Annotated in this window: 13 protein-coding genes and 1 pseudogene; 5 read left to right on the top strand and 9 right to left on the bottom strand. The window is 66.1% G+C overall.

The features are described 5' to 3' along the window. Nucleotides 1-3: 3 nt before the first annotated feature. On the bottom strand, nt 4-903 hold the full coding sequence (locus A9513_RS22800; protein WP_037008992.1) for a LysR family transcriptional regulator: 900 nt from the start codon (nt 901-903) through the stop codon (nt 4-6). 130 nt (nt 904-1,033) lie between these two features. Here A9513_RS22800 and A9513_RS22795 point away from each other — a divergent pair, with 130 nt between their 5' ends. Then, nucleotides 1,034-1,519 (top strand): GFA family protein, encoded by a 486-nt coding sequence (locus A9513_RS22795; RefSeq protein WP_024763808.1) that lies wholly within the window; start codon nt 1,034-1,036, stop codon nt 1,517-1,519. Nucleotides 1,520-1,522: 3 nt separating this feature from the next. On the opposite strand, the gene A9513_RS22790 is transcribed toward A9513_RS22795, so the two are convergent. Beyond that, nucleotides 1,523-1,738 (bottom strand): DUF1127 domain-containing protein, encoded by a 216-nt coding sequence (locus A9513_RS22790; RefSeq protein ID WP_024763807.1) that lies wholly within the window; start codon nt 1,736-1,738, stop codon nt 1,523-1,525. Between the two features lie 105 nt (nt 1,739-1,843). Between A9513_RS22790 and A9513_RS22785 the strand changes: the two genes are divergently transcribed. Together A9513_RS22785 and A9513_RS22780 are read left to right on the top strand one after the other, a co-directional pair. Then, entirely contained in the window at nt 1,844-3,352 is a 1,509-nt protein-coding gene (locus tag A9513_RS22785) for a winged helix-turn-helix domain-containing tetratricopeptide repeat protein (RefSeq protein WP_038803650.1), read from the top strand. A gap of 104 nt (nt 3,353-3,456) precedes the next feature. After that, entirely contained in the window at nt 3,457-4,446 is a 990-nt protein-coding gene (locus A9513_RS22780) for an AraC family transcriptional regulator (RefSeq protein ID WP_065085657.1), read from the top strand. A gap of 130 nt (nt 4,447-4,576) precedes the next feature. Here A9513_RS22780 and A9513_RS22775 read toward each other — a convergent pair whose 3' ends face one another. Then, nucleotides 4,577-6,499 (bottom strand): tyrosine-protein phosphatase, encoded by a 1,923-nt coding sequence (locus A9513_RS22775; RefSeq protein ID WP_065085656.1) that lies wholly within the window; start codon nt 6,497-6,499, stop codon nt 4,577-4,579. Between the two features lie 138 nt (nt 6,500-6,637). Next, nucleotides 6,638-7,030, bottom strand: a complete 393-nt coding sequence (locus A9513_RS22770) for a GFA family protein (RefSeq protein ID WP_024763804.1) — start codon at nt 7,028-7,030, stop codon at nt 6,638-6,640. A 277-nt stretch (nt 7,031-7,307) separates the two neighbouring features. Here A9513_RS22770 and A9513_RS22765 point away from each other — a divergent pair, with 277 nt between their 5' ends. Further along, entirely contained in the window at nt 7,308-8,519 is a 1,212-nt protein-coding gene (locus A9513_RS22765) for an MFS transporter (protein ID WP_065085655.1), read from the top strand. 36 nt (nt 8,520-8,555) lie between these two features. Here A9513_RS22765 and A9513_RS22760 read toward each other — a convergent pair whose 3' ends face one another. Beyond that, entirely contained in the window at nt 8,556-9,047 is a 492-nt protein-coding gene (locus A9513_RS22760; RefSeq protein ID WP_065085654.1) for a DinB family protein, read from the bottom strand. A 106-nt stretch (nt 9,048-9,153) separates the two neighbouring features. Here A9513_RS22760 and A9513_RS22755 point away from each other — a divergent pair, with 106 nt between their 5' ends. Beyond that, nucleotides 9,154-9,996, top strand: a complete 843-nt coding sequence (locus A9513_RS22755; RefSeq protein WP_065085653.1) for a LysR family transcriptional regulator — start codon at nt 9,154-9,156, stop codon at nt 9,994-9,996. A 3-nt stretch (nt 9,997-9,999) separates the two neighbouring features. Here the strand turns inward: A9513_RS22755 and A9513_RS36585 are convergent, their stop codons facing one another. From A9513_RS36585 to A9513_RS22740, 4 genes and pseudogenes are all read right to left on the bottom strand, one after another. After that, the gene (locus A9513_RS36585) at nt 10,000-10,125 is read right to left on the bottom strand and encodes a hypothetical protein (protein WP_255302883.1); all 126 of its coding nucleotides are present in this window, start codon (nt 10,123-10,125) and stop codon (nt 10,000-10,002) included. Nucleotides 10,126-10,225: 100 nt separating this feature from the next. Continuing rightward, nucleotides 10,226-11,149, bottom strand: coding sequence for a glyoxylate/hydroxypyruvate reductase A (locus A9513_RS22750; protein WP_065085652.1), 924 nt, complete (start codon nt 11,147-11,149; stop codon nt 10,226-10,228). Between the two features lie 119 nt (nt 11,150-11,268). Beyond that, nucleotides 11,269-12,050 (bottom strand): annotated as a pseudogene (locus tag A9513_RS22745) (GlxA family transcriptional regulator); the annotation flags it as partial. A gap of 143 nt (nt 12,051-12,193) precedes the next feature. Beyond that, nucleotides 12,194-13,705, bottom strand: coding sequence for a 2Fe-2S iron-sulfur cluster-binding protein (locus tag A9513_RS22740; RefSeq protein ID WP_065085651.1), 1,512 nt, complete (start codon nt 13,703-13,705; stop codon nt 12,194-12,196). Nucleotides 13,706-13,782: the final 77 nt, after the last annotated feature.

Here is a 13,782-nt window from a genome sequence, read left to right as displayed (position 1 = left end):
GGGCTAGCCGAGGCCGTGCACGCTCAGCAGGTCCTCGATGAAGGCACGGGCGGCCTCGCTGCGCGGCCGCCCGGCGTAGGTGATCATGCTGTGCGTCACCTCGTAGCAGAGCTGCTCCGGCAGCAGCGGCTTCATCCGCCCGCGCTCGACCCAGATGTTCGCGTAGTGGGTCGGCAGGTAGCCCAGGTGCGTGCCGGCCAGCACCGAATGCGCCACCGCCTCCATGTGATGCGCGGTGGCGCTGCTGCGTTCGGGGCGGAACGGCAATTCCTGGTCCGCCGGCAGGAAGCCATGGCGCACCCAGTTGTACTCGGCGATCTGCTCCAGTGTCGGCTCGTGCGCCGCGAACAGCGGGTGGCGCTCGCCGCAGAACACGCCGATCTCTTCCGTGTACAGCGGCAGGTAATCCAGGGTCGGGCGCGCGCGGCTGAAGTAGGAAATCGCCAGGTCCAGCTGGCCGTCGATCACCGCCAGCTCCAACTCGGTGGGCGAATTCACGTAGAGGTTCAGCTGCACGTCCTGCTCGCGACCGTGGAAGGCCGCCAGGGTCTCGTCGAAGCGCGCCTGCGGCAGGGTCGTGACGTTGTCCGCCAGCCCCAGGTACAGCTCGCCCACCAGCTTGCCCGAGAGCGCCTGCGCCTGGTCGCGGAACAGGCCGATGGCATCGAACATCGCCTGGGACGCTTCGAGAATCCGCTGCCCTTTCGCGGTCAGGCGGAAGCCGCCCTTGCCGCGTTCGCACAGCCGATAGCCCAGGCGCTTCTCCAGGCTGCCGATGTGCATGCTGATGTTCGACTGGCTCATGTTCAGCTCGGCCTGCGCCGCGGTGAAGCCGCCGCACCTCACCACGGAGGCGAAGATGCGCAGCAGGCGCAGATCGAGGTCGGTGAAATTCCTGAGCATGGGCAGCGTCCGTCGCTGGGCGGGCGGCTAGTCTACTGCACGGGGCACGGCCAGTCCCGCTGGAGCGATCCGATGGAATCCCTGGCGCGCCCGCGAGTCCCTGCTCAGGTAGCCCCGATGGAGAGAAGCCATGCTGCTCGAAGGTTCCTGCCACTGCGGCGCCGTGCACTTCAGCCTGCACAGCGCCCATCCCTACCCTTACCAGCGCTGCTACTGTTCGATCTGCCGCAAGACCCAGGGCGGTGGTGGCTACGCGATCAACCTCGGCGGCGAGGCCGCCAGCCTCAGGGTGCGCGGGCGCAAGCACATCAGCATCTACCACGCGAAGCTCCGTGAGGAAGGTCAGCGCACGCGTACCAGTGGCGCCGAACGGCACTTCTGCAGCCTGTGCGGCAGCGGCCTGTGGCTGTACGACGCGCGATGGCCGGAGCTGATCCACCCCTTCGCCTCCGCCATCGACACCCCGCTGCCCGTGCCCCCCGAACACACCCACCTGCTGCTGCGCTCGAAGGCCAGTTGGGTCGAAGTGCAGGCCACGCCCCATGACCTGCAATTCGACGATTACCCGCAGGAGTCCATCGCCCAATGGCACCAACGGCTGGGCCTGGAAAAGTAAGGGTCACGCCCGCCAGAACGGCTTGGCGATCTCCGTCGCCACCTGGCGCCGCGTCAGGCCGATGTCCTCGATCAGGTGCGGATTGGCCCTGGCCATCACGGCAAGTTGCTGGCGAAGCCGGGCGCGGGCCTGCCAGAGCGCCAGCAGTTCGGGCACGGCCGACGGGCCGAAGTGCCCGGACGGAGCTTCCGACAGCAGCAGACGGGGAGTATCGTTCATGACAGCCTCCATGGACTCGGACCTCATGGGTCAAGCATGGAGAGCACCCGGCAAGCCGTCCTTAAGTGACGCCAAACACTTCCAAAAACTTGCAAAGGGGGCGGCATGCAGCAATCGCGTCTGGCTTTCGGCCCCTTCGTGCTCGATGGCACCCGTGGCACGCTCAAGCGCAACGACGTTCCCGTGGCCGTCGGATTCCGTGCGCTGAACCTGCTGAGCGCCCTGCTCCAGCGGCCGGGTGAAATCCTCGGCAAGGCCGAGCTGATGGACGCCGCCTGGCCGGGCCTGGTGGTCGAGGAAGGCAACCTCACGGTGCAGATCGCCCAGTTGCGCAAGGTGCTGGGCGAGGCCCCCGACGGCAGCTCCTGGATCACCACGGTGCCCCGCGTCGGCTACCGCTTCAGCGCAAGCGTGGAACCCCTGGCCGAGGCGTCGCGTGCTCCGCTGGCGTTGCCGGATGAGCCTTCGATTGCCGTGCTGCCCTTCGTCAACGGCAGCCCCGATGCCGAGCAGGACTATTTCGTCGACGGCCTGACCGAGGATCTGACCACCGAACTGTCGAGGGCTTCCGGCCTGTTCGTGATCGCTCGCACTTCGGCGTTCGCCTACAAGGGCAAGGCCATGGACGTGCGCGAGATCGCCCGCCAACTGGGCGTGCGCTACCTGCTCCAGGGCAGCGCGCGCCGCGCCGATGCCCGCGTGCGGATCAACGCCCAGCTGGTGGATGCGCTCAGTGGCGAGCAACTCTGGGCGGAACGCTTCGACCGCGAACTGGCGGCCGTCTTCGCCGTGCAGGACGAAGTCGCCGGGCACATCGTCCAGGCCCTGCTCGGCCATCTGCGCACGCCCCTGCCGCGCAATCGCCCGAGGAACATCGAGGCCTACGAACTGTGCGTGCGCGCCCGCCAGCTGATGGACGACTCACCGCTGGCCGCGCGCGAAGCACACCTGATGCTCAGCCGCGCCATCGCCCTCGATCCGCAGTACGCCGAGGCGCGCCGCTGGCTGGCGATGAATCACTGGATGGGCTGGATACACAGCGGCGGCCCCACCCAGGCTGAGCGCGGCGCGGCACTGCAGCGGGCGCGCGAGGCCGTGGCCATCGACCCCAATGACGCCGGCTGCCGCTGGAGCCTGGCCTACCTGCTGACGTACGAACGGCAGTACGCCGAAGCCGACCGGGAGTTCCAGCACGCCATCGAGCTCGACCCGAACGATGCGGACGCCTGGGCGGCGCTGTCCGACGTCACGGTACTGGCCGGGCGTATCGACGAAGGCCTGGAGCACATCCGCCGGGCCTTTCGCCTCAACCCCTTCCCCGCCGGCTGGTACTACCTGACCCTCGGCCAGGCACAGTACGCCGCGCGCGATTACCAGGGCGCCATCCAGACCCTGCGCCGCGACGAAACCTACCGCAGCAGCTCGCGGCGCTTCCTCGCCGCCAGCCTTGCGCAACTTGGCCGGTTGGACGAGGCCCGCGCGGAAACCGAATTCTTCCTGGTGGGCAATCCAAGCTTCACCATCCGCCACTGGGTAGAGACCGAACCCCTGCGTGACGCGGCAGTGCGCGAACATTTCGTCGAAGGCTTCCGCCTGGCCAGGCTACCGGAGTAGGCAGCCCATCACGCAATTGTCATCTGCGCCGTTCAGCATGGGCGCTCATGTATCGCCCGCCGAACTCCGGCGGTGCGCTCGTCGCCAGCGCCAGATGACGGACCATGACGGTAGACACGAGCACCTCCCGCAAGCAGTTCCTGATCCGTTCCGAGAACATGACCGCCGACGATTTCGGCGAGCTGTACACGCGGATGTTCGGCAGCCTCTATTCGGGGATGCCGCGGCCCGAAAAGCCCATCGCCATCGGCGGCGTCTATGGCCGCTACGAAGGCTTGAGCTTCCGCCGCCTGAGCTTTCGCGGCGACCTGCTGACCGAGATGCCGGACCTCGACGACGAGATCACCTTCATCTTTCCCAGCGCCGGGCGCGTGGTCTTCAACCAGTCCGACGAAACCATCGGTACACCGCGCGTCGGCCTCGCCATCGAGAAGGCCTCGGTGCGTTCGGTCGGTTTCATCGATGGCCACGCACACCACGGCCTGTCGGTGCGCCGCTCGCTGTTCGCGCGCCGGCTGGCAACGCTGCTGGGCCGGCCGATCAGCCACAAGGTGCGCTTCCAGCCGCGGGTCGACCTGCGCAACGAGGCCTTCCAGGGCATCAAGGCGATCGTCGCCATGGCCACCGGCAACGAGTTCGACCTGCTGATCAATTCCAGCGCGCTGATGCCGGCACGCCTGCAGGAAATGCTGGTGGATTCGGTGCTGGAAATCTGGCCGCACAACTACAGCAACGCGCTCAGGCGCCCTGCGCCGCAGATCGCGCCGCGCCACGTGAAACTGGCCATGGACTACATCCAGGAGCATCCGGACGCCCTGATCAGCGGCAGCGACCTGGCCGAGCTGACCAACGTCAGCCTGCGCGCCCTGCAGGAAGGCTTCCGCCGCTTCGTCGGCAGCTCCATCGTCGCCTACCAGCGCGAGGTGCGCCTGCAGCGCGCCTACGACGCGCTGCAGCAGGACGGTTCGCAATCGGTCAGCGAGATTTCCCTGGCCCTGGGCTTCAGCAACGTCGGGCGCTTCTGCCAGTACTTCCAGAGCGCCTACGGCATGAGCCCGGCAGACCTGCGCAAGGGCCTGCCGATTGGCGCCTGAGTTCACCCGTTCGTGGGGCGCATAACCCGGAACGGGTTATCCGCCGCAGTGGCGGATAACGCCCTACTCCTGACTGCAAAACGACCCGCCGCGAACTTCGCGACGGGCCGTAAGTGCAATGCGGGACCGATCAGAACTGGTAGCTGGCCTTCAGGCTGCCACTGGCGCCGTGGCTGCCGCTGCCGCCCAGTGCGCCGACTTCGGCGCCGACGCTGAAGTCGCCCTGGCTGGCGGTCAGGCTGAACGCGCCGCTGAACTGGTCACGGTTGTCGAAGGCGGCACGCTGGGAAATGTCCAGGCCCAGCAGGTGGCCTTCGCTATCGACCTTGTAGTCGCCCAGCGCGTGGTCGTAGCCGACCTCCAGGCCCGGCACCAGCTGCCAGCCACTGCCCAGGGCCACCGGGGCGAACGAGGCCTTGAGGTTGGCGTAGACGCTGCGGCGGTTCTCGCTGATATCGTTGACGCCCAGCGCCAGCCCACTGCCCTTTTCCTGGAAGCCATCCAGGTCCAGGTGGCTGTAGCGCAGACCGATGCTCGGCTCCAGGGTCACGGTGGACACCGCCGTGCGGTAGCCCAGCGCGACGCTGGCGCCGCTCAGGTTGCCGCTGGTGTCGCCCTTGGCTTTGCCCAGGCCGCCACCGATATCGCGCTTGCTGTCGTAGTCGAGCCAGCCATGGCTCAAGTCGGCGTCGACGAACAGGCCCTGATCCAGGCCATCGAGGGCGAGGCGCGCACCGCCACGGACAAAGGTCAGGTCGGTGTCGACATCACCGCCGCTCCCCCCGACGCGGCCCTTGCTGTAGCCGAAGCCCGCATTGCCACTGAGCTGCTCGGAAAAGCGCTGGGTGACGCCGACCATCAGGCCCTGGGTGTGTTCGTTGCTGCTTTCGGCGTTGGAGGTCGCGGAGTTGCCCTGATAGCCGGCCAGCGCCGTGGTCCACAGGCGGGTCTGCCCGGTCTTCAGGTCGACGCCGCTGGCGTAGGGCGCGGCAGCGCGGTCGATCAGCGCATCCTGGCGCAGCAGGTAGCTGGCTGCGTCGGCGTGCACCTGGCCGCCGACGGTGGACTCCACACCACCGAGCGTGCCGGCATCGATGGCCGACTGCAGGTAGTAGTTGTACGCGGTGTAGGCACCGGAGAGGCTGCTGTTCTGCAGTTGGGTCAGCAGCTGCGCGCCCGCGGCGGCGTTGCCCGAAAGGCCAAGAGTGCCCGGCAGGCTGTTGTAGTAGACCATCTTGCCGCGCAACACGTAGAGGGTTTCCTGGGACAGGCCGAGGCCCTCCTTGAGGTAGTTGTCCATGCTGCCGTACCGGGCGGTGACTTCGTCCAGGCCCGCCTGCAGGTAGCTGGCCTGCACGCCGATCAGCGGCGCGTAGATGGCCGCCATGCTGGCCGGAATCATCGCCAGGGTCGCCTTGATGCGGGCGGCAGTGTAGTCGTTGGTGGCCAGGTAGTTTTCCATGATGGTCTGGCTGTCCACCCCGGCGATGCTCAGCAGCACGGCGGCGGTCCAGCCGGTGCGGTCCTTGCCGGCGGTGCAGTGGAACAGCGCGGCACCGTCGGCGCCGGCCAGTTCGTTGAAGAGCACGGTGAACTGGCTGCGCATGCCGGCGTCGCTGACGAAGGCGCGGTTGGTTTCCTCCATCATGGCCACGGCCTGGGCCGCGCTGGTGAAGGAGATATTGGTAATGTTGGCGCCCGAGGTGGTGCTGCCGATGATGTCGATGTTCTGGTAAACCGCCCCGGCCGGCAGGGTGTCCGGCGTGGCAGCCGCCTCGACGGGCGTGCGCAGGTCGTAGACGTTGCCGATGCCCAGGCTGTTCAGCACCGCCAGGTCGGTGCCCCTGGGGGTCAGTGCGTTGGAGCGGTAGAACACGCCCGAGCGCATCACGCCGTCGTGGAGCGTGGTGTATGCGGTGGTGGTGCCGGCGATGTCGCGGAAGTTGTCGATGCCGGCCAGGCGCGGGGTATCCAGGCGGTTGGTCTCGGCCGCATTGGCGCAGGCGATGGACAGGCTGAGCAAGGACAGGGAAAGCAGAGCACGATGGAACACGGTGTAGCCTCTTTGAGCTTGGTTGGCGGGGCTACTATCGGGGGCCTTCGGGGCTCGAATGTGACAAGTCGGCGCCCATGAAAAATGGGCGCGCGTTTGGTCCGTGGGCTGCGTTTTCTGTCCGTGAGCGGCGCTTTTCTAGTCTTCGTGCCGGTCGGATGACTCGCGGTCGCGCTCATAACGGTGACGCATCGCGAAGTCCGGCAGCCAGGCTTCGCGGCGGCAGGTCCACAGCTCATAGGTGGGCTGGAACTGGTCCGGCGCATCCAGCGCGCCAAGGGCCACCTCGATCTCGCCGGGACTGCGGCCGAATACCGATGAACCGCAGCGTGGGCAGAAAACACGCCCGGCGTATTCCCGCGCTTCGCCGTCGATGCGCACGGCATCTTCGGGGAAGATCGCCGAGGCATTGAACAGCGCACCATGGTGCTTGCGGCAGTCCAGGCAATGACAGATGCCTACCCGGTAAGGTTGCTCGATGGCTTCGATACGCAGGTTGCCGCACAGGCAACCGCCAGTGATCTTGCCCATATTGCACCTCCTCATGGAACTGAGCGGGGTTTCCCCTCGCCTGACCTAGCTGCAGAGAAGGGTGTCGCCTGTTGACCTTTTCAGGCCGGTATACGGTCCTGCCAACCGACGCGCGGCAGTGCTCGAGGATGGTCGCCGCCGACCGATTTGGCCGTTTCGCGATATTCGTCGTCCGGATCGCGTGAGACAGCTTCCAGCAGCGCGCCTAGCATAGACCACCCAATTCGAAGAACCCGGCGCCCCGCCCGCGCGCCCTACCTTGCTGCCCCGGAGTCCCATGTCTACCACTGCTTCCCCCCTGGCCACGCCGACCGTGGCCAGCCAGGCCAGCCCGCTGGTGATGCGCGTGATCGGCGCCTGCGCCCTCGCCCACCTGACCAACGACCTGATCCAGGCCGTGCTGCCGTCGATCTATCCGGTGCTCAAGGCCAACTATGGCCTGAGCTTCACCCAGGTCGGCCTGATCACCCTGACCTTCCAGCTGACTGCCTCGCTGCTGCAACCCTGGGTCGGCTACCACACCGACCGCCACCCCAAGCCCTGGCTGGCGCCGCTGGGCAGCGTCTGCACGCTGATCGGCATCCTCATGCTGGCCTTCGTTGGCAGCTTCCACGCCATCCTGCTGGCGTCGGCGCTGGTGGGCATCGGCTCCTCGACCTTCCACCCGGAAACCTCGCGCATCGCGCGGCTGGCCTCCGGCGGGCGCTACGGGCTGGCGCAGTCCACCTTCCAGGTCGGCGGCAACGCCGGCAGCGCCTTCGGCCCCTTGCTGGCCGCAGCCATCATCATTCCGTACGGCCAGGGCCACGTGGCGTACTTCGGCTTGTTCGCGGTGTTCCTCGTCGGCGTGCTCTGGGGCCTGAGCCGCTGGTACCGCAACCACCTAAGTCTGTTCAAGCTAAAGGCCGGCGGCGTGGCTACCCATGGTCTGTCCAAGGGCCGGGTGAGCGCTTCGCTGGTGGTACTGGCGCTGCTGGTGTTCTCCAAGTACTTCTACATGGCCAGCTTCACCAGCTACTACACCTTCTACCTGATCGAGAAGTTCGACCTCTCGGTGGCCAGCTCGCAGCTCTACCTGTTCGGCTTCCTCGGCGCGGTGGCCGCCGGCACCTTCTTCGGCGGCCCAGTGGGCGACCGCATCGGCCGCAAGGCGGTGATCTGGTTCTCCATCCTCGGCGTCGCGCCCTTCACCCTGGCGCTGCCCTACGTCGACCTGTTCTGGACCAGCGTGCTGAGCCTGGTGATCGGCTTCATTCTCGCGTCGGCCTTCTCCGCCATCGTGGTCTACGCCCAGGAACTGGTACCGGGCAACGTCGGCATGATCGCCGGTGTGTTCTTCGGCCTGATGTTCGGCTTCGGTGGCATCGGCGCGGCGTTCCTCGGTCACCTGGCCGACATCCACGGCATCGAGTACGTCTACACGCTGTGCTCGTTCCTGCCGCTGATGGGCTGCATCACTATCCTGCTGCCATCCACCAAAAAAGCCTGAGGCACCAAGCCTGGCGAACCAGGTGCGCCGGCTGGATCAGCCCTTCCGGCGCTCCGGTTCGGTCGCGTGCACGAACACCGTGTAGGTGTCAGCCGGGTGCGCCACGCCGGCCTGGTCCAGCGCGCGGGCGATGGAGCCGCGGTGGTAGGTCGCGTGGTTGAGGATGTGGAAGAAGATCTCCTCGCAGGTCAGGCTGCCGCTACGGCCGTCGGTGAAGCGGAAGCGAATGACTTCGCGCCCCTGCTCCGGGGTCAGCGCGGCGAGCTGCTCGACGTACCACTGGCCGGAGGTCAGCAGGCGCTCGCGCAGCTCGTCGTAACCGGGTACCACCTGGGTATTGGTGGCCGGGTGCGCGTCCGCTTCGCCCTTCAGCCGTGCGCGGAACAGGTCCTCGACGATGGCCATGTGGTTGAGTTGCTGGAGCGCGAAGGCATGCTCCTCGGGGAAGCGCACGGCGTCGATCTGGGCGATGGCGTCCAGCGCCCGAAGGTCCGACCAGCACTTGTAGGCGAAGGCCTGGGTCAGCATCGCGATTCCTCGTCAGTGGCGAAGGCGGCACTGTAGCGCATCCGGGGCTTGGGTTGTGCCGGCCCAGCTGCCAGACTGGCGATAGCCCCAAGGACGATTCGCTGCCATGAAAACCCCCGATATAGAAGCCATCCGCGCCTTCCTGCTGGTCGCCGACCTGAAGAGCTTCACCCGCGCCGCGGAGGTCGCCGGCACCACCCAGGCGGCGATCAGCCTGAAGATCAAGCGCCTGGAAGAATCCCTCGGCCGCGCCCTGCTGGAGCGCACACCGCGCCGCGTCACCCTGTCCGCCCAGGGCTCGGTGTTCATTGCCAGCGCCCGCCGCCTGCTGCAGAGCTACGACGACACCTTGCGCTGCTTCGACGCGCCGCGCCGTACCCTGCGCATCGGCGTAAGCCATCACATCCTCGGGGCGGACCTGAGCCACTGGCTCCAGCGTCTGGCGCAAACCGATCCGGAGGTGATCGTGGCCTTCAGCCTGGGTACTTCGCGGCAGATGCTGGAGAGCTACGAGGAAGGCGCGCTGGATATCGCACTGATCCTGCGCCACGACAACCGCCGCCAGGACGGCGAGGTGATCGGCAGCGAACGCTTCGGCTGGATGGCCGCCGAGTCGTTCGAACTGGACGATGGCGCACCACTGCCACTGGCGATCCAGCCGGCGCCCTGCGGCATGCGCAGCATGGTCAGCAGCGCGCTGCAGGGGCAGAACCGCAACTGGCGCGAAGCCTTCGTCGGCTCGGGAATTCTGGCCATCGGTGCAGCGGTGTCGGCCGGTATCGGCATTGGCGCCATGGTCGAGCGCATGGCGCCGGCGGGCTGCGTCGATGTGCGCGAGCGCTTCGGCCTGCCTGAGTTGCCACCCCGCGACGTGGTGCTCTATTGCGCCCATCGCGACGCCCAGACACGCGCGCTGATCGGCGCACTGAGCCAGGCCATCACTGCCTGAGCCTCAGTGCAGGAGCACGCCCAGCCGCGCCAGGAACAGCGCCAGGGCGACGGTCAGCGAGCCGCAGAGGGCGACGGCAGCGAAGTGGATAAAGGCGAAGTCACGAGCTTGCAGCGGTTCCTGGTCCATGAACGGCACTTCCTGAATGACGGTTGGGAGCCGCCAGTATCGAAAGTGCCGCCCACGGCAAACAGCGCACGCCGGCTATTTCAGCGATAAGCGAAACGCCTCAGTAGCCCGCCTGGCGATCCACGGTGTGCAGCAATTCGCTGCCTTGCAGATCCCGCAGGATGTTCTTCGCCACCACCGCCGCGCCGCCTTCCACCTGCATGGTGCTGGCGATGTGCGGAGTGACCCACACCCGCGCGTGCGACCACAGCGGATGCCCTTCGGGCAGCGGCTCCTGCTGGAATACGTCGAGAATCGCCGCGCCGACCTGCCCCGCGTCCAGTGCCGCGACCAGGTCGGCCTCCACCACATGTTCGCCGCGGCCGACGTTGATCAGTCCGGCGCCCCTGGGCAGTTGCGCCAGCGTCTCGCGGTTGAGGATGCCGCGGGTGCTGTCGGTCAGCGGCAACAGGTTGACCAGGATGTCGCACTGGGAGAGGAAGCTCGCCAGCTCCCCGGGGCCGGTGTAGGTCTTCACGCCGTCCAGTTCGCGGGCTGAACGGTTCCAGCCCAGCAGCTGGAACTTCAGGTGACGCAGTTGGGCCAGGCATGCCTGGCCCAACTGGCCGAGGCCCATCACGCCGACCCGGCTGGTCGAGGCCGGGAGGATGCTCAGCGGCTCCCACACCTGCGCCGCCTGCGCGGCGCGGTAGGCCGGCATCTCGCGATGCAGCGCCAGCGCGGACATCACCACGAACTCGGCCATGATGTCCGCCAGGGACTCGTCGACCATACGCACCAGCGCCACCGATGGGGGAATCTTCGCCAGGTCGAACTGGTCCACCCCGGCGCCGGCCGCGAACAGCACGCGCAGGCTGGTGTAACGCTCGATATCGGCGACTGCCTTCCAGGTCAGCAGGTAGGTGACACGCGCCGGGTCGACCGCGTCGAAGCCCTCGACGAACTCCAGGTCCGGCACCTGGGCGGCCAGCAGGGCCCGCCATTTTTCCGCGTGTTCGGGTTCGGCGTTGTAAAGAAAGATCACGTCCTGTTCCTCACTCTTGTTCTCTGCACGTCCGGCCAGTTAACCAGCCGACCTGCGCGAGGAACACCATCGACAAGGCACTGCGGGCACGCAGACTGACTCGTCGGGCGCCTGCGTGACTTGGCGGAACGCACGCAACCGAAGCGCATTTCCTTCGACGGCGAATGGCCGAAGAACGAGGTGTGGCACTTGCTGAAATGGCTGGGCGAAACGAAGCCGCAGGCCAACGCCACCTCCACCAGCGACAGGTCCGAATGCTGCAGCAGGCGGCGGCTTTCCGTGATGCGCAGCTCCAGGTAATGGCGCACCGGCGAGTTGCCCAGCGGCTCCGTGAACAGGCGCTCCAGCTGGCGCTTGGAACGCCCTACGCACTCGGAAAGCTGATCCGTGCTCAGCGGCTCCTCGATGTTCGCGCTCATCAGGTTGAGCACGTCGCGCAGCGGCTGGGCCATCTTCTCGTGCAGTGCCGGGCGGGTGCGGCGGTCACGCGATTGCTCGAAGACGAGGATATCGACGATGTCCTCCACCAGCTCGCGCCCGTGCAGGTTGTGGATCCACTCCAGCATCAGGTTGAAGGCACCGGTCGGGCTGCCGCGGTGAGGCGATTGCGGTCGAGGATATAGCTCTCGGCGGTGAGCACGCTGTTGCGCGCAACCTCTGTCAACGAAGCGCGATTTTCCGGGTGCACAGCGCATTGGTGCCCATCCAGCAGGCCAGCCTTGCCGAGGAACCAGGCGCCATTCCACAGGCCAGCCAGAGCGATACCGCGCTCGTCGGCGAGCTGCAGCAGTCGGCTGAGGCCGGGCGTGTCCTTGAGCGGCGTGCGCAGGCCGCCGCAAACCAACAGCAGATCCATGTCCAGGTAACTGCCTTCCAGCCCCGCCGCCGGACAGATCACCATCTCCTTCACCGCCAGACGCATCAATCGGAGCGCGCATATCTGTTTCGGGCCGAAAGCGGCCCCTGGCAAGGAGCCGTTCCCCCACTGCGGACACCATCACCTCCACATCACCCACGGGATGAACGGTGCCTCCCATTGGGTAATCAAAACCGCACCCGAACCGAATCTCCACGGACCTCCGCCTGGCACGCCAAGGTCCAGCCCCGCCTGATCTCAGCATCGTTCAATACGTCGTTATTGCGCATGTGCACCGCGCCGTCCTCGACTCTGCAACGGCATGCTCCGCACAGGCCAGTACGACATCCACTGGGCGGATGGAGGCCTGCGCGCTCCAGGCTTTCCAACAATACTTCACCCGCATGACCGTCGGCCTGGAGAGACTGCCCATTCAGTTCGACCTGGATGCCATGTGTCACCTCACCCGCTGGTGGGAGCACCTGGCAGTGGCCACTGAAGCTCTCGCTGTGGATTCGATGAGGCGGAGCCCCGAGTTCCTGGAGGCATTCGGTGGCCAGGTCCATGAAGTCGGCGCCGCCACAGATGAATACTTCTTCATCCGACCATGGAGCCAGGAGCTGCAACAGTTCCTGCCTTCCTGCCCGGCCGCGCTCGTCGGTGTAGCGGTTCTGCAAGGTAAATCGCCCTGTGTACTGGTTCTGCAGGGCTAACAGTGGGGCAGCAAAAATGGTGGAGGCCGGAGACTGATTCAGGTAGACCAGTCGAACACGGCCACTCCCATTTTTCAGCAGGTCACGCAGTATCGAATACACCGGGGTAATGCCGCTGCCTGCCGCTATCAGCAGGACACTCCCTGCTCTGCTGGGGCAAACGAAACCGCCCATGGGCGCCTTCGCCCGAAAAGTCATGCCCACCCTCTGTCCGTCCAGGAGCCAGTTGGAAGCCCGGCCACCTGGAACCCGCTTCACAGTGATCCGCAGGCAATCGTCCAGCCCTGGTGTGCTGGATAGCGAGTAGCACCGCCACAATGGCAGCTCGTCACAGGGCACCTGGATCTGAAGGTACTGGCCCGGTCGATAGCCCGGCAGCGATCGGCCTGCACTGGCTGGGACCAGTTCGAAGGAGCGGCTATCTGCGGTTTCAACCTGGACAGCCCGAACCCGTAGCGCGATCTGATCACTGGGCGCCTTCGTCGTGCGGCGTGCCGTGAGCATCGTCCAAGCAGGCTTGCGGGCAAATAGCAGGAGGAAGCCCAAGTGGGCAACGACCAGCCCTAACGTCAGGTTGGCAAGAAGCTCATGGCTTTCTGCTGGGTCGCCGGGAAGTTTTTCAGCATCCAGAACACTTAGCCTCCAGGCGTCCGAAAGCTCCAGCGCTGCGCTCGAATTGATGAAGTCCACATTATCGATCATCAGCCAACCCAACGCCGCGCACGCCGCCAGCATAGCCAGCAGGGCCGCAGTCAGGCCCTTCCCTATGCGGAGTTTCGCAGTTGCAGTGATACGTCGAGAGACGAGCAGCCGGGGAAAACCATTTGCCGAGCCAAGCGCTGCCAGCAGACGGACACACAGCAGGGCGATAAGCCCATAGCCCAACCACACATGCAAAGTCTCAGCACGTTCGCCGCTGAGGTACGCCCCCACGAAAAACGCCGCAAGCGACCAGTGATAGAGACGAAACCGGTTGTACGCGTTCATGTCATGCCCCCTTTCTAAACCTTGAAGGGTTGTAGGCGGGCATCCTTAACTATCGATGAACCGCTCTAGCACGGTAT

Source organism: Pseudomonas sp. AU12215, from assembly GCF_001675465.2.
Classification (GTDB): Bacteria; Pseudomonadota; Gammaproteobacteria; order Pseudomonadales; family Pseudomonadaceae; genus Pseudomonas; species Pseudomonas nitroreducens.
This window is presented reverse-complemented; position numbering and strand designations above follow the sequence as displayed.